Raw genomic sequence first — 16,835 nt, 5'->3', positions numbered from 1 at the left:
ATAGGATTAGAGTTTGTAAGATTTTATGACCGGGGACAAACGGGAAAAATGAACGGGGGAGAGGAACAATGACTTATAATCAACTACCAAAGGCACAAGGTCTCTACCGTCCTGAATTTGAACATGATGCATGCGGAATCGGCCTTTACGCTAATTTGAAGGGCCTTCCTACTCATGATATTGTCAAAAAAGGATTGCAAATGCTTTGCCAATTAGACCACCGGGGCGGTCAGGGCAGTGACCCGCATACCGGAGACGGAGCAGGCATCATGATGCAGATTCCGGATGCTTTTTTCAAAAAAGTCTGCGCCGGTTTGAACTTGCCTGAAAAAGGACGCTACGGCGTCGGGATGATCTTCTTTTCTAAGGATGACAGCGGGCGCGAAAAAACCGAAGCGCGCATTAACGAGCTGATCGAACAGGAAGGGCAGACGGTGCTCGGCTGGCGAACTGTACCTGTAAATGTCGGAAAAATCGGAACAGTTGCACAGGCAAGCGCGCCGGTCGTCCGCCAGGTATTCATCGGAGCAAATGAAACGCTGAAAGACAATCTGGCATTCGAACGGAAGTTGTATATCATTCGCAAACAGGCCGAAAATTGGGCAAAAGAACACGAGAAAACGTTCTATTTTGTCAGCCTCTCTAGCAATACCATCGTATATAAAGGACTTTTAACGCCCGAGCAGGTTGATGCTTTCTATGAAGATTTGCAGGACGAGGACTTCGTCTCAGCTTTTGCATTGGTTCACTCCCGTTTCAGCACAAACACGTTTCCGAGCTGGGAAAGGGCACATCCGAACCGCTATCTGATCCACAACGGGGAAATCAATACGCTGCGCGGCAATATGAACTGGATGAAAGCGAGGGAGCAGCAGTTTGTATCTGAAGCATTCGGTGAAGACTTGCCGAAGGTTTTGCCGATCCTGGATGAAAACGGAAGCGACTCCTCGATCTTGGATAACGCTTTTGAATTCTTTGTACTGGCTGGAAGGAAGCCGGCCCATGCTGCAATGATGCTGATTCCCGAGCCGTGGAACGAGAACCCGTACATGTCAAAAGAAAAGAAGGCATTTTACGAATATCACAGCTCTTTAATGGAGCCGTGGGACGGCCCGACTGCGATTTCTTTTACAAACGGAAAACAGATCGGAGCCATTTTAGACCGGAACGGGCTCAGACCCGCCCGCTATTATGTCACTAAAGACGACTACCTTATATTTTCCTCCGAAGTCGGCGTGATTGATGTCGAACAGGAAAATATCTTATATAAAGACCGGCTGGATCCCGGGAAAATGCTTCTTGTTGATCTTGTAGAAGGGCGGATTATCTCTGATGAAGAAGTCAAATCCGAAATCGCCGGAGAGTTTCCGTACCAGGAATGGCTCAGTAAAGAACTGGTTCATGTCTCAAACGATATTGAGGAAACCGAAGAAAAATCTGTTCCTGACCTATTGACCCGCCAAAAAGCATTCGGTTTTACGTACGAAGATATTCACAAATATTTAATTCCTGTCATTACAGAAGGCAAAGATCCGCTCGGTTCAATGGGTCACGATGTCCCGCTGGCGGTATTGTCAGACCGTCCGCAATCGCTGTTCAACTATTTTAAACAGCTGTTTGCACAAGTTACAAATCCGCCTATTGATGCAATCCGCGAGCAGATCGTCACTTCGACATTGACATGGCTCGGAGCGGAAGGCGATATTCTCCATCCGAACGAAAGCAGCTGCCGCCGGATTAAATTGTATACACCGGTCTTGACAAACGCGCAGTTCAATTCTTTAAAAGGACTTGTGCATAAGGATTTCAAAAGCAAAACGATTCATACGCTCTTTACAGACGACTTGAAGAGCGGTCTCGAAGATATGTTTAAAGAAGCGGACAGAGCGATCGCCGAAGGCGTGACTCTCCTTATTTTATCCGACCGCAAAATGGACGGTCAGAAAGCGCCGATTCCTGCGCTGCTAGCCGTCAGTGCCTTGCATCAATATTTAGTCCGCGCGGGAAAACGTACGAAAGTCAGCATTATCGCCCAATCCGGTGAAGCGCGCGAAGTTCACCATTTTGCCGCCCTGATCGGCTACGGAGCGGATGCGATTCATCCGTACCTCACGTATGCGACATACAAGCAGGCGATCGAAGACGGAGCGCTCACCATCAGCTATGAAGAAGCCGTTACAAAATACAGCAAAAGCGTGACAGAGGGCGTCGTAAAAGTGATGTCCAAAATGGGTATTTCCACTGTCCAAAGCTACAGAGGCGCACAGATTTTTGAAGCGGTCGGGATCAGCAAAGACGTCATAGACAGCTATTTCACAGGAACGGCATCACAGCTCGGCGGAATCGGCCTGGACACGATTGCCGAAGAAGCGAAGCGCCGCCACAGGGAAGCTTATGAAGATACATTCAGCGAAACGCTTGATTCGGGAAGCGATTTTCAATGGAGAAAAGGCGGGGAGCACCACGCTTTTAACCCGAAAACGATTCACACGCTGCAATGGGCATGCCGTAAAGGTGATTACAGCCTGTTTAAACAATATTCGCAAGCAGCTGATGAAGAAAGAATCGGTTTTCTCCGCAATCTCTTCTCGTTTGATGAAAACCGGAAGCCGCTGCCGCTTGAAGAGGTCGAATCCGCTGAATCGATTGTGCGCCGCTTTAAAACAGGGGCGATGTCATTCGGCTCTTTAAGCAAGGAAGCCCATGAAGCGCTGGCGATTGCAATGAACCGTCTCGGCGGAAAAAGCAACAGCGGGGAAGGCGGAGAAGATCCGGCGCGCTTTACCCCAGACGCGAATGGCGATAACCGCCGCAGCGCGATCAAGCAAATTGCTTCAGGCCGTTTCGGTGTGAAAAGCCACTATCTCGTCAATGCCGACGAGCTGCAAATTAAGATGGCGCAGGGTGCAAAACCTGGAGAAGGCGGACAGCTCCCTGGCAACAAAGTGTATCCATGGGTTGCCAATGTTCGCGGATCTACGCCTGGGGTCGGCTTGATTTCACCGCCGCCGCACCATGATATCTACTCGATTGAAGATTTGGCACAGTTGATCCATGATTTGAAAAACGCCAACCGCGATGCACGGATCAGTGTAAAACTTGTCGCTAAAGCCGGGGTCGGCACGATTGCAGCCGGAGTCGCCAAAGCGACCGCCGATGTCATCGTCATCAGCGGCTATGACGGGGGCACTGGAGCATCACCGAAAACAAGTATTAAGCATACCGGCCTCCCGTGGGAACTAGGGCTCGCCGAAGCTCATCAAACACTAATGATGAACGGTTTGCGCCAACGCGTCGTATTGGAAACAGACGGCAAATTAATGACCGGCAGAGACGTTGTCATGGCTGCGCTTTTAGGAGCCGAAGAATTCGGTTTTGCCACAGCGCCGCTCGTTGTTCTCGGATGCGTTATGATGAGAGCCTGTCATTTGGATACGTGCCCTGTCGGGGTAGCGACGCAAAACCCTGAGCTGCGCAAAAAGTTCATGGGCGATCCGGATCACATCGTGAATTACATGCTCTTTGTCGCAGAAGAAGTACGCGAATTGATGGCCCGGCTCGGTTTCAGAACAGTTGATGAAATGGTGGGCCGCACGGATGTCCTTCGTGTCAGCGAACGGGCGAAAGCACATTGGAAAGCGGGTCAGCTCGATTTATCAAAACTGCTATATCAGCCGGAAGGCGCACGCACATTCCGTACGCCGCAAAACCATAAAATCGATGAATCGCTCGATCTTACGCAAATTCTACCCGCCGTCCAGTCAGCTGTTGAAAACGGCACGTCTGCGGAAGCATCTTTTGAAATCCGCAACATCAACCGTGTAACAGGAGCCATAACCGGAAGCGAAATTTCTAAGCGCTACGGCGAAGAAGGCCTCCCTGAAGATACGATTACGCTCCGATTCACAGGTTCAGCGGGGCAAAGCTTTGGCGCGTTCGTACCAAAAGGAATGACAATGTATTTGACAGGAGATGCCAATGATTACATCGGCAAAGGTCTTTCAGGCGGAAAAATCGCCGTCAAAGCGCCTGACGAATTCAACCCTGCATTCCGTGAAAATGTTATTGTCGGAAATGTTGCGTTCTACGGTGCCACAAGCGGAGAAGCTTATATTAACGGACTCGCCGGCGAACGGTTTGCCGTCAGAAACAGCGGAGTCAGCGTTGTCGTTGAAGGCATCGGCGACCATGGCTGCGAATACATGACCGGCGGGCGCGTCGCCATTCTCGGCGACGTCGGCAAAAACTTTGCCGCGGGCATGTCAGGCGGAATCGCCTACGTGTACACCGAAGACAAAAAAGCCTTTAAACGAAAATGCAATCCTGAAATGATCGAATTTGAAACACTTGAAGCACCTGAGGAAATCGCCGAACTGAAAACGATGATCGAAAACCATTACAGATATACCGAAAGCTCAAAAGCAGCTTCGATACTTGATCATTGGGAAGAGACCGTCGACCGGTTTGTGAAAGTGATTCCGAAAGACTTCAAGCAAATGATAGAGCGGATTAAAGAGCAAAAAGAAGCCGGCTTGTCTGATGAAGAAGCGCTGATGTACGCGTTTGAAGCCGGTACGAAGCAAAAGATTGAACCGTCTGCGGCTGCTTCATCAAAAGAAGCGGTGGCACAGTAAGAAAGGGGAGGGGAAAATGGGCAAAGCAACAGGATTTATGGAATTCAAGCGGGAAAAGCCTGCTGAACGCGATCCTCTCACACGGATAAATGACTGGAACGAATATTCGTCTCCATTTTCTGAGGAAGCATCGAAAAGACAGGGAGCGCGCTGCATGGACTGCGGCACCCCCTTTTGCCAAATCGGCATGGATATAGGAGGTTATACGTCAGGATGTCCGATTCACAATTTAATTCCTGAATGGAACGACCTCGTTTACAAGGGAAGGTGGAAAGAAGCGCTTGACCGCCTTCTGAAGACAAACAACTTCCCTGAATTTACGGGGCGGGTCTGTCCGGCTCCTTGTGAGGGCTCTTGTACAGTGGCGATTTCCGACCCGGCCGTATCCATCAAAGGGATCGAACGGACGATTATTGACAAAGGATTTGAAAACGGATGGATTCAGCCGCGGATTCCGAAAAAACGGAGCGGCAAGAAAATCGCGATCGTCGGCTCAGGGCCTGCCGGTCTGGCAAGCGCCGATCAATTGAATCAAGCGGGGCATTCGGTCACTGTTTATGAGCGCAGCGACCGCCCGGGCGGCCTGTTAATGTACGGTATTCCAAGCATGAAGCTTGAAAAAAGCGTTGTCGAACGCCGCATCAAACTATTGACGCAGGAAGGCATTGACTTTGTCACCAATACGGAAATCGGCAAAGATATTACAGCCGACGAGCTAAAAGAACAGTACGATGCGGTTATCCTTTGCACAGGGGCCCAAAAACAGCGCGATCTCTTGATTGAAGGCCGGGAAGCAAAAGGTGTCCACTTTGCCATGGACTATTTAACAGGCACTATTAAAAGCATGCTCGATTCGAATTTTAAAGATAAACAGTTTATCAATACGAAAAATAAAGATGTCATCGTCATCGGCGGGGGAGACACCGGGGCAGACTGTGTGGCAACGGCCTTGCGCCAAAAAGCGCGAAGCGTCGTCCAGTTCGGCAAACATCCGAAGCTGCCCGATACAAGAACCGCCGAAAATATGTGGCCGGAACTGCCGCATGTCCATTCACTGGACTATGCTTATGAAGAGGCGCAAGCAGCATTCGGCAGCGATCCGAGACAATATTCGATCCAAACGAAAAAGCTTGTCGCAGACAAAAACGGCCATTTGAAAGAACTGCATACGATTCAAATGAAAAAAGTAAAGAATGATCAAGGAAAATTTGAGTTTCACGAAATTCCGGGAACGGAAAAAGTATGGCCTGCTCAATATGTCTTTATCGCCATCGGCTTTGAAGGAACGGAACAGCCGCTGCTTGAGCAATTCGGGGTAAATACGGTGAGAAATAAAGTTGACGCAGCATACGGGGAATATAAAACGAATGTCGATGGAGTCTTCGCAGCAGGGGATGCGAGAAGAGGACAAAGTCTGATCGTTTGGGCGATTCACGAGGGACGCGAAGTCGCCCGTGAAGTTGACAAATATTTAATGGGGAGTTCTGTACTGCCGTAAAACAAAGGGGTATTCACATCATATAAATAAAGCCTGTCCTGCGACCTTCTTTAGGTTGACAGGGCAGGCTGTTTTTTTGTTTGATTCACAGTTTTCACCTGCTGATTCGACTTGCCATATCGTTATTTGTTCGAAGTTATACAAAGGCAATGATAAAAAATTGTGTACGTACTCCATTTCATGGTATATAACATAACCTAAATTATGCAACACAATAAAGGAGGCTATAACAGTGGAAGAAACTTATCAATATCAAGATGACTGGACGGATGCGGATAGACAGCAGCCTTATACTTATGGCGGCTATGGCGGCTACCCCTATCCGCGGCCAAGACCGCGCCCTAGACCGAGACCGCCGTTTTATCCGTATCCATTCTTCTATCCGTTCTTTCCTTTTTATCCATACTACCCTTACTACCCGTACCCTTGGTAATGGGTAAAGCGAAGCTGTCTGGTGAAACAGACAGCTTTTTTCATTTTGATGAATTTTTCAAAACGCTTCCACGAATAATAACAGCGATATGATAAAAGCTCTATATTTCCAAAAGAGAACAAAATTGGATGTGGTATTCGTGTCGTTATTCGTCAAAAAGACCAGCAAGGAAAAGCGATATTTGATTTTCGCATTCAGTGTCATTCTTCTCTATGTCCTTCCGCTTTACATATTAAATGAAGACGCTCATATCCGCGTGCATGACAACCTGGATTCCAACATTGCATGGTATAAGGTGCTGGCGGAAAGCGGTCAACTGCTCGGCGGTGTTAAAGCCGTTATTCCGCAAATCATCAACGGACTGCCGCGGGATGCTTACGGAACGGAATGGAGCGGCATTGTCTGGCTTCATGCCCTGTTTCCCTCGATGACCGCATACGCTATAAGCCAAACGATCACGAGGGTGTTTGCCTTTGTCGGGATGTATCTGCTGCTGAAAAGCCATGTGATTCGCGATGAAAAAGCGTATTTCATCAGAATCGCGGTATCGCTTGCTTTTGCCCTGACACCTTTTTGGCCTTCGGGAATGCTCAGCACGCTTGGCCATCCTTTCGCTTTATGGGCGTTTTTAAACATCAGGGCAGGAAGAGACTCATGGAAAGAATGGGCGACCCTTGCGCTTTTGCCGCTTTACTCAAGCTTTGTGCTCGGTTTCTTCTTTTTCCTGGCGGCCGTTTCGCTGATTTGGCTTTATGATTTGATTACAAAGCGGAGCTTTAACCTTCGCTTTCTCGGAAGCATCGCTCTCATGACAGGCATTTTTCTGGCGATAGAATACCGGCTTGTTTATTCGGTTTTCGCTTCAGGCGAAACGATGCATCGGGTTGAATTTATTTCATCCAGGCATGACATCCTTCATTCGTTTCGGCTGTCATTTAAAAATTTCGTGCTCGGCCACAATCATGTTATGACCGTCCATACGGCAGTGATACTGCCTTTGATTGTGCTCACTTTCGGGCTCGTCGTTGCGAGACAACGAAAAAAGCGGCCAAGCGAAGAAAAGCTGTTCATCTTTTTATTCATTTTAAATTATGCGCTTTCTTTATGGTATGCCCTCTGGTTCAACAAGCTGTGGGCGCTTCCCAAGGAAAAGATCAGTCTGCTTTCGGCATTCAATTTCGCGCGTTTTCACTTTTTGCGTCCTCTTGTGATATACGCATGCTTTGCCGTTGCATGCTACATATTGTGGAAAATGGGGAAGCGATGGCGGCGCTTCGTCCATGCCGCGCTGGTCGCCCAGCTGCTCGTGCTTATACCGTTTCATGAAGAGCTGACTTACGGCGCATACCACCACGCCCCGACCTTTCGGGAATTTTATGCATCAGATCAGTTCAAACAGATCAAACGGTTCATCGGCCGTTCTCCCGATTCCTACCGGGTGGCGAGCATCGGCCTGCATCCCGCGATTGCGCAGTATAACGGTTTTTATACACTTGATACGTATGCCAATATTTATCCGCTGAAATACAAGTATCAATTCCGGAAAATCATCGCCAAAGAGCTTGATAAAAATCCGGTCCTGAAGCGCTATTTCGATGAGTGGGGGAGCCGCTGCTACTTGTTTGTTGACGAGCTCGGAAAACATTACGCGTTCAAAAAGAACACGAAGAAAAAAATCACGAACCTCGAATTGAACACTGAAGCGTTCAAAAAAATGGGGGGGCGCTATATTTTTTCTTCGGTTCCGATTATGAATGCAGAACAAAACAAGCTGGCGTTTTTAAAGCGGTTCAGCCACCCGCAGTCCGCTTGGAACATCTATGTATATGAAGCGAAATAAGCATCGATAAGGAGGAAGCAAATTGAATCTTCAACAGCCTTTGCTGACAATCGTCATACCCTGCTATAACGAAGAGGACGTGTTTGCCGAAACCGCAAAACAGCTGACTGCGGTATTGGATGATCTCACAGCAGACAAACTGATCTCTGCAGAGAGCAAGCTTTTATTTGTCGATGACGGATCGACGGACCGCACATGGCCGCTGATTGCTATGGAAAGCACAAAAAACCGCTATGTGACAGGCTTGAAGCTGGCCCGTAATTCGGGGCATCAAAAAGCTCTCTTAGCCGGACTCGATAAAGCGAAGCAAAGATCGGATTGCGTTATTTCAATCGATGCCGACCTTCAGGATGACATTTCGGCGATTCGCCGGTTTATCGAAAAATATCATGAAGGCTATGAAATCGTCTACGGCGTACGCCGCAGCCGGAAAACGGATACATGGTTTAAACGAACGACAGCCGCATGGTTCTACCGGATCATGAATAAGCTCGGCATCCAGCTGGTCGATAACCATGCCGACTTTCGGCTTTTGAATAAACGGGCGCTTGAAGAGCTCAGCCGCTATGCAGAAGCAAATGTTTTCCTGCGCGGTCTCGTGCCTTTGATCGGCCTTCGGTCGGCCAAAGTTTACTATGACCGTAAAGAGCGGCTGGCTGGAGAAACGAAATACCCGCTGAAAAAAATGCTGTCTTTCGCTTTTCACGGGATTACGTCATTCAGTGTCGCTCCGATTCGTTTTTTTACCCTGATTGGCTTCTTCTTATTTTTCCTAAGCTGTATCGCAGGTATATATGCCATGATTCAAAAGATACTCGGCTACACGAATGCAGGCTGGGCTTCGTTGATCATTTCGATATGGTTTTTGGGCGGTTTGCAATTGATGGGGATCGGCATTATCGGCGAATATATCGGAACGATTTTCACCGAAGTGAAAAGAAGGCCGAGGTATGCGGTGGATATCGATTTGTATACGGAACGGCTCGGCCGGCGCGAACCTGAAAAACGGCCCGGAACGAAGCTCAGTTAATGACGGGCCAAACGGATTACCTAACTTTACAGTTCATTATGAATAAGGAAGGATGTACAAACTTATGGCAGAAAAACAAACCTCTGGCATGACGGTTGTCGCTATCGGGTCGATCCCATTGATCATGACGTTGGGAAATTCGATGCTGATTCCGATTTTGCCGAAGATGAAATCTGAACTTAATTTGTCGCAATTTCAAGTCAGCCTTGTCATTACCGTGTTTTCGATCACTGCAGCGCTCTTTATTCCGCTGCTGGGTTACTTGGCGGACCGCTTCTCAAGGAAAGTGGTGATTATTCCGTGCTTGTTCCTTTACGGGGCCGGCGGGATTCTTGCAGGATTTGCATCGACGACCTTTGCGAACGCCTTCCCGTGGGTGCTTTTCGGGAGAGGACTGCAGGGGCTTGGGGCAGCCGGTACAGCGCCGATCGCAATGGCGCTGACAGGAGACCTTTTTAAAGGGTCTGAAGAAAGCCGGGTGCTCGGTCTCGTTGAAGCCTCGAACGGCTTCGGAAAAGTGCTGTCTCCGATTTTAGGATCATTGATTGCATTGATCGCTTGGTTTTGGGTGTTTTTTGCATTTCCGGCTTTCTGTATTGCACCGATCATTTTGACTTGGATTTTTATCAAAGAAAAAGACAAGAAAAAAGAGCCGCCGCCTCTCGGAAAATATGTGAAAGGGCTGACAAGCGTTTTTAAACATGAGGGCAGATGGCTTTTCACCGCATATCTCGCAGGAGCCGTCTGTTTGTTTACTCTGTTTGGCATCCTCTTTTACTTATCTGATGTTTTGGAAAAAGAATTTCATACAGACGGCGTAAAGAAAGGTCTGATCTTGGCGATCCCTCTGCTTGTGATGTGTACAACATCATATATAACAGGCAGTAAAATTGGACAAAACCAGCGGCTGATGAAAAAAATGATGGTCATCGGTCTTGCTCTGATTACGATTTCCTACGGCACACTGTCTTTTTTCTCCGCGCTCATTCCTTTTATTTCGATCCTTGTCATCAGCAGCATCGGTACAGGCTTTGTTCTGCCGTGTGTCAACAGCTTCATAACCGGGGCTGTCGGAAAAGAGAGGCGCGGCTTTGTGACCTCGCTGTACGGATCGGTCAGATTTTTAGGCGTCGCGATCGGTCCGCCGATTTTCGGGAGGTTGATGGAATGGTCGAAACTCGGCATGTTTATGTCGATTGCTGGCCTGACATTAGTCGTCGGTGTGCTGGTGCTGACGATGATTCACGTCAAAAAGGAAGACACCAAAAAAGGGGAGAAAGGGCTGCAGCCTGCTGACGCAAGATAGAAGGGGAGGAAAAAACATGCGCATAGAAAAGGTTGACACATTTCCGCTGTTCCACAAGCTTTCCTCTCCTTACGGCGATGCGAACGGATTGAAAAGCTACAGAACGTGCTACCTGATTCGGATCACGACAGCTTCAGGCCTGTCGGGATGGGGAGAATGCGCGGATTGGCTGCCTGCATTGGATGCAGGCTTTAAAAAACGGATCATTCCTTACTTAATTGGAAAAGAAGCGGGCAATCGCACGGAGCTTGTCACCATCATCAAAAAGTGGCATCAACGGGCCGCCGCTGCTGTAAGCATGGCTTTAACGGACATCACGGCGAAAAAAGCAGGCCTTTCGGTATGTGAATTATGGGGAGGAAAACTGAGGGAGCAGATCCCGGTCTATGCGTCATTCCAATCGTATTCAGACAGGCCCGATTGGAGCCGCCATTCCCTCCGGCTCGTCGAAAAGGCTGTGCGGTCCGGATTTAAAACCGTTAAGCTGAAAGCGGGAGGCAAGGTGTTTTCCGAAGATTTGGCGCATATTCAGGCATTCCAGGAGATGGCAGGGCAAAACACCGGACTGATCCTCGATGCAAACCAGAGTTACGACCAGGCCGCCGCACGGAAGTGGGAAACGTGGTTTTCCGCCTGGGGCAACGTGCTTTGGTTTGAAGAGCCCATGCCGTTTGACGTCCCCGCTGAATACCGGATGCTGCGTTCAGCGCTTTCTGTTCCGATTGCCGGAGGAGAAAATGTAAAAGGCGCAAAACCGTTTTTGCCGATTTTTTTGGAGAACGCAATCGATATTGCTCAGCCCGATGTTATGCACTGTAACGACACAGACGATTTTCAAACCGTTCTGCAGCTTGCCAGGCATTTCGGAAAAAGGGTTTCTCCCCACAGCTATGACGGCGGACTTTCAAGAATGTACGCCGTTTTCGGACAAGCCTGTCTGCCGCCTTGGACCAAAATGGACGGAGAAGATATCGAACCGCTCGAATGGGATGCGATGGAGAATCCGTTCACACAACTCGTGCCTGTCAGCATAAAAAACGGCTGCATTCAAGTCCCGGACAAAATCGAAATCGATACAGAGCTCGTAGAAGCGTATGGATGGGACGGCTCGTCTTACATATGATAGCGCCAACTCGAAAAAATGTGATATTTTTCATTTCCCCTTACATATAGTAGGAAGAGGACAAGTTTCTTTAAAGGAGATTATATCCGTATGGGAAGAAAGCTCAAAATCGTACATGCTATCGTGTTGGGCAGCGTGTTACAGGGACTCGGCATGGCGCTGTTTTTGTTTCCGAACCATATTCCTTCAGGAGGCGCAGCCGGCATCGCTGTTTTGCTCAATTTTTGGTTTCAGGTTCCGCACGGATTAACCGTCTGGGCTGTCAACTTTTCGCTGCTTTTGACGGCCGTTAAATGGCTTGAACCCGTGACGGTCTTCGGGACGATGGGGGCGATTACCATGACGTCCGTTTCGGTGCAGATCTTCGAATCCTGCATGCCCTTCATGACGACGAACAATATCTGGCTGGATTTATTTTACGGATCCGTCCTTTTGGGGACGGGGGTTGGACTGCTATATAAATACAATATTTCGAACGGCGGTTTTGGTGCCCTGGCTTTAATGATATCGATTTACCGCGGCGGAAAACCGGGAACTGCGCTGTTTATGATGAACGCATTCATCTTCCTTTTGACGGCGTCTGTCATCGCCTGGGGAATCGTTATCCAAGCTCTAATCTGTCAGTGGATTTCGACGAGGATCATCGATGCGATTTATCAGATTCGCTTCCGTCCGTTATTGATGCCTATCGCCAGTCTCCGCAATAAAAAATAGGCCGCTCTTCAAACGACCCTAATCATATAAATAAAATGTATCTGATCGAAGTCCCAGTCTCAGCGTTTCAAGCGGAATGGCATCCTGAAACGGTATATTAGCCAAATTGGCGTCAGGACCGATTTTTTCAATGAAACACGTCTGCAGCTGTTTCGTCGGCGCTTCAAAAATTAAATCCCTTGAAGCGATGCCGGAATGAAGAATCTCCTCAATAAGCTGGGACCGCATTTCTCCATCGCTTTTGCACAGCCCGCTCGTGCCGCTTTCCCTCGTTTCCGTGATCACTTTCTCGGCCCCGGCTTCAAGATCTTCGAGGATGTAATCGATCCATTCGGCTGACTCCAGCTCACTGCTGAGGGCGCTGTCTTTGCTGCCGACTTCGCTGAACACGTGAAACTCTTTCGAAAAATCGGAAATAAAGCTTGCTTTATCTTTATTAGAGAGACGGACCGTTCCGTTTGATATTTCCACATAACGACATCCATATAATTTGCAGTAGCGATAGTAATCTTCAATTTTATCCTGGCTTAAAAACTTCTCAAACAATGTTCCGCCAAAAAAGAATTGAACGTCATTTTGCTTCAGACAATCGATTTTCTCAACCAAATATTTCGTAATTAAAGACGTTCCCCATCCAAATTTCACAAAATCTATATAATCTGCCGCTCCGTGAATCGTATCTTTAAAAAAGTTCAAGGGAACCCCGTTATCAATCAGGATGGTGATCCCTTTCAATCTTGGTTTAAGCTGCCTGTCGGGCAGTATCAGTTCAGAAGAAATCATTGATTACCCCTCACAATCTGCTGTATCTTTCATCCTTTTAGGTAAATGTCTGTCGGCCATTATCCAGCTGTCACAATAAGAATTCACCTTTTCCCGTTTATCGTTTCTCCCATTCATGTGTTGCCGTTCGGCAAGGAGTGATCTTCGTCCACCTCCCCATTAGGCAGCATGTTAGCCTCTTATCGCCTGACTTGCTTCTCAACTAGGTATCTATCCATTTTGTGAAGTCAAAGTAAGTATATTCGCCGTCCTTTCATATGGTTCCTCACCAGTTCTTCACAATGAAAACTGACGTAAAAAGAAGGCCCGCGACAGATTCGCGAAGCCCTTACTTCACATTAGAAAATATATCAGTATATCAAATCCGGATCTCTCACCGTCCGTTTTTATTTTTAGTGCCGCAAGACAGATGTAAGGATTGACTGATATGAATCGGTTATTTCAATTTGGCGCGCCGGGTCTTTCAGATATTCACAAAATTGCTGAAATCATAACAATTTCCAGATCACATTTCGTTTGAAAAGTGAATAATCTGCCTATATGTTCTTTCAGTTCATGTTTCGTATCAGGGGGTAAGAAAACCTTTAGGACGTATTGGGGGAAAATCGATGAACGATGTTTTAACGTATCACACATGGAATGAAAAAGCTTCTGAAGAGGTGATGGATACCTTCAGCGGCGAGATGGACGTTTTGAAATGGGCGTACAGCACATATCAAAAAATCGTTTATGCCTGCAGTTTCGGCGCGGAAGGAATCGTTTTGATCGACTTGATTTCAAAAGTTGTGAAAGAAGCGGACATCGTGTTTTTAGATACAGGACTGCATTTTCCGGAAACATATGAACTTATCAATAAAGTGAAAGATCGCTATCCGGGTCTGTCGATTCGCTTTTTAAAACCCGGCCTCTCGCTTGAAGAGCAGGAAAAACGCTATGGCAGCGAACTTTGGAAACGCCATCCGGACCATTGCTGCCGCCTTCGCAAAATCGAGCCGCTCAGAGAGCATCTGTCAGGGATGGAGGCATGGATGACCGGGCTGAGGCGGGAGCAGTCGGAAACACGGAAACATGTCCGTTATATCAACAAAGACGACAATTTTAAACTGATTAAAATCTGCCCCCTTATTCACTGGACATGGGAAGATGTCTGGACTTACATTAAGCTGAATCAGCTGACGTATCACAAACTTCATGATCAAGATTATCCGAGCATCGGCTGTGAGGTGTGTACGTCTCCCGTGGCAGACGGCGGCAATTTAAGAGCGGGAAGGTGGGCCCGTCAGGAAAAAACAGAATGCGGGCTGCATCAATTCCGGTAGGAGCTGGGTAAAAGATGACGATTACCATTTTGGCATTCATTATCGCTTTGTTTTTTGCCATGAACATAGGAGCGAGCGGAGCAGCAGCTTCAATGGGAATAGCGTATGGCGCAGGCGCCGTCCGGAAAAGGCAGGCGGCCTTGTGGATCAGCGGAATCGGTGTATTTCTAGGCGCCATGATAGGCGGAGGAGAGGTTGTGAAAACAATCGGTTCAGGCATTATCCCCGCGTCTATTCTCAATGTGCATATTGTCGTGATTATCCTCGGAGCATCTGCGATTTCGCTGTTTATTGCAAACATCGCGGGGATTCCCCTTTCAACCAGCGAGGTGACGGTCGGCTCGATTGTCGGGGTCGGCGTCGCGTTTCAAGCGGTATTTACCGATAAGCTGTTGGTGATCGTCATGTATTGGCTGATCATTCCGATTGCCGCTTTTTTTCTCGCTTTTTTCATTGGACAAATGCTGAAAAAAGCCGAGAAGAGGCTGCGGTGGCTCAAACAGCAAAAATGGGCGCGGCTGCTCACTGCACTAGTGATTTTAACAGGGTTTTTAGAAGCCTTTTCGGCGGGAATGAACAATGTCGCCAATTCCGTCGGACCTCTCGTTGGAGCAGGCCTCTTGTCAGTCAGCAGCGGAACGTTTCTTGGGGGGCTGTTCGTAGCTATCGGAGCCATTTGCCTTGGAAGCAGAGTCATTGAAACTAATGGGAAAAAAATTACCGAGTTTTCGCTTTTGCAAGGGTCATGTGTTTCCGGACTCGGTGCGTCCCTGGTCATCGGCGCTTCGCTATTCGGCATTCCCGTGCCGCAAACCCAGATTACGACTTGCAGCATCATCGGGATTGGCCTTTCTGAAAAGGGAAGGGCAATTTTTCGTAAAAGCGTGATTTTGAAGTTAATGAAAGTATGGGTTGTTTCACCGGTTTTTTCACTTGTCATTTCGTATAGTCTCGTGAAAATCTTTCTCGATTTTGATTTATATTCAGTGGCAGTTGTTTTATGTGTTTTTCTTGCCACTCTTGGATCTGTAAGCCTTATGAAACATGCCAGGCAGAAACAATCAGATGTCCGAAGAAACAGGGATCATATAAAGTCGATCGTTGGAGGAAGAGGGCGTAAAAGAGAGCCTGCCGCATGGAGGGACTTTAGTTAACCGGGCCGCCTGTTTAGGATGATCGGGACTAAGCGTTCCCGAACTGCCCGGAATCAGCCGGATTGAAAAAAGGCGGCCGTTCAGCTTGATCTGGTTCATTGCCTGATGATCGCGAGAAGCCAAGAGCAACCGTTTGATCCAAGAAGAGTTTGGCACGACGCCGCTATTTTTTGAAGAATACAATGGATGGGCAGAAGGCGCGGCGCAGCAGATGATCCTATTTCTCAGGAAAAGTATTCCTCTGGTTTAAACTGCATCCCGATTGTTAACAATGAAGAGAGAGATTCGGGAGGGAACCTTGATGGAATATGTACACTTGGTAATCGAACTGACGATAGGGTTTGCAGCTTTATTTCTGATGACGAAAATTCTGGGAAAAACCCAATTTGCCCAAATTACGCCGTTTGATTTTATTTCCGCTTTAATATTGGGGGAGATGGTTGGAAACGCGATTTTCGATCAGGATGTCACCATCTGGAAAGTCCTTTTCGCCATCCTCGTTTGGGCCATTCTAATCTATTCAATAGAAGTATTATCACAAAAAGTGCAAAACATCAGAGGTTTTCTCGAGGGCAGGCCAAGCATTGTGATCAATAAAGGAAAAATCGATTACAGCGCCCTCAAAAAAAATAAATTGGACCTGAACCAGCTGCAGACATTGGCACGTGAAAAAGGCTGTTTTTCCTTAAACGAGATCCAATATGCCATCCTTGAAACAGACGGTTCGATCAGCGTCCTCCCAAAACACAAATACGGGATGCCGACAAAAGAAGACTTAAACATCCCTTACAAACCGGTTCAGCTCCCGGTGCCGGTAATCCTCGACGGCGAGCTCGAAAAGAACAATCTGCATGAAGCCGGCTTTGATGAGCTTTGGCTGCAAAATCAATTATCAAGTCAAGGCATTACACAGTATCAAGAGGTGCTTTATGCGGAATGGCGCGGCGATGAAGGGCAGCTTTACGTTACAACATATTGATATTGGCAAGCGCGGGTTCGAC

Annotated in this window: 12 protein-coding genes; 11 read left to right on the top strand and 1 reads right to left on the bottom strand. The window is 47.8% G+C overall.

Annotated elements, in window-relative coordinates:
- The first annotated feature begins 68 nt into the window (after positions 1-68).
- From gltB to MST20_RS05855, 8 genes are all read left to right on the top strand, one after another.
- Complete coding sequence (gene gltB / locus MST20_RS05890) at positions 69-4,634, top strand: glutamate synthase large subunit (RefSeq protein ID WP_243940738.1); 4,566 nt, start codon at positions 69-71, stop codon at positions 4,632-4,634.
- Between the two features lie 16 nt (positions 4,635-4,650).
- On the top strand, positions 4,651-6,132 hold the full coding sequence (gene gltD / locus MST20_RS05885; protein WP_243940736.1) for a glutamate synthase small subunit: 1,482 nt from the start codon (positions 4,651-4,653) through the stop codon (positions 6,130-6,132).
- A gap of 232 nt (positions 6,133-6,364) precedes the next feature.
- A complete protein-coding gene (locus MST20_RS05880; RefSeq protein WP_243940734.1) occupies positions 6,365-6,565 on the top strand; it encodes a hypothetical protein in 201 nt (66 codons plus the stop codon).
- Between the two features lie 139 nt (positions 6,566-6,704).
- Complete coding sequence (locus MST20_RS05875; RefSeq protein ID WP_243941177.1) at positions 6,705-8,405, top strand: DUF6044 family protein; 1,701 nt, start codon at positions 6,705-6,707, stop codon at positions 8,403-8,405.
- A 22-nt stretch (positions 8,406-8,427) separates the two neighbouring features.
- Positions 8,428-9,435: a glycosyltransferase family 2 protein gene (locus MST20_RS05870; RefSeq protein ID WP_243940732.1), complete on the top strand. Its 1,008-nt coding sequence runs from the start codon at positions 8,428-8,430 to the stop codon at positions 9,433-9,435.
- Between the two features lie 64 nt (positions 9,436-9,499).
- A complete protein-coding gene (locus tag MST20_RS05865) occupies positions 9,500-10,741 on the top strand; it encodes an MFS transporter (protein ID WP_377903995.1) in 1,242 nt (413 codons plus the stop codon).
- Positions 10,742-10,757: 16 nt separating this feature from the next.
- Positions 10,758-11,864 carry a mandelate racemase/muconate lactonizing enzyme family protein gene (locus MST20_RS05860; protein WP_243940729.1) on the top strand — a complete coding sequence of 369 codons (1,107 nt, stop codon included), beginning with the start codon at positions 10,758-10,760 and terminating at the stop codon, positions 11,862-11,864.
- Positions 11,865-11,954: 90 nt separating this feature from the next.
- Complete coding sequence (locus MST20_RS05855; protein WP_145652444.1) at positions 11,955-12,578, top strand: YitT family protein; 624 nt, start codon at positions 11,955-11,957, stop codon at positions 12,576-12,578.
- A gap of 18 nt (positions 12,579-12,596) precedes the next feature.
- Here the strand turns inward: MST20_RS05855 and MST20_RS05850 are convergent, their stop codons facing one another.
- Entirely contained in the window at positions 12,597-13,361 is a 765-nt protein-coding gene (locus MST20_RS05850; RefSeq protein WP_020451713.1) for a phosphosulfolactate synthase, read from the bottom strand.
- A 608-nt stretch (positions 13,362-13,969) separates the two neighbouring features.
- Between MST20_RS05850 and MST20_RS05845 the strand changes: the two genes are divergently transcribed.
- From MST20_RS05845 to MST20_RS05835, 3 genes are all read left to right on the top strand, one after another.
- A complete protein-coding gene (locus MST20_RS05845; RefSeq protein ID WP_243940727.1) occupies positions 13,970-14,680 on the top strand; it encodes a phosphoadenylyl-sulfate reductase in 711 nt (236 codons plus the stop codon).
- A 14-nt stretch (positions 14,681-14,694) separates the two neighbouring features.
- Positions 14,695-15,834 (top strand): inorganic phosphate transporter, encoded by a 1,140-nt coding sequence (locus tag MST20_RS05840; RefSeq protein ID WP_279599912.1) that lies wholly within the window; start codon positions 14,695-14,697, stop codon positions 15,832-15,834.
- A gap of 301 nt (positions 15,835-16,135) precedes the next feature.
- Complete coding sequence (locus MST20_RS05835) at positions 16,136-16,813, top strand: DUF421 domain-containing protein (protein WP_243940725.1); 678 nt, start codon at positions 16,136-16,138, stop codon at positions 16,811-16,813.
- Positions 16,814-16,835: the final 22 nt, after the last annotated feature.

The organism is Bacillus sp. B19-2, assembly GCF_022832475.1.
In the GTDB taxonomy this organism is placed as follows: domain Bacteria; phylum Bacillota; class Bacilli; order Bacillales; family Bacillaceae; genus Bacillus; species Bacillus paralicheniformis.
This window is presented reverse-complemented; position numbering and strand designations above follow the sequence as displayed.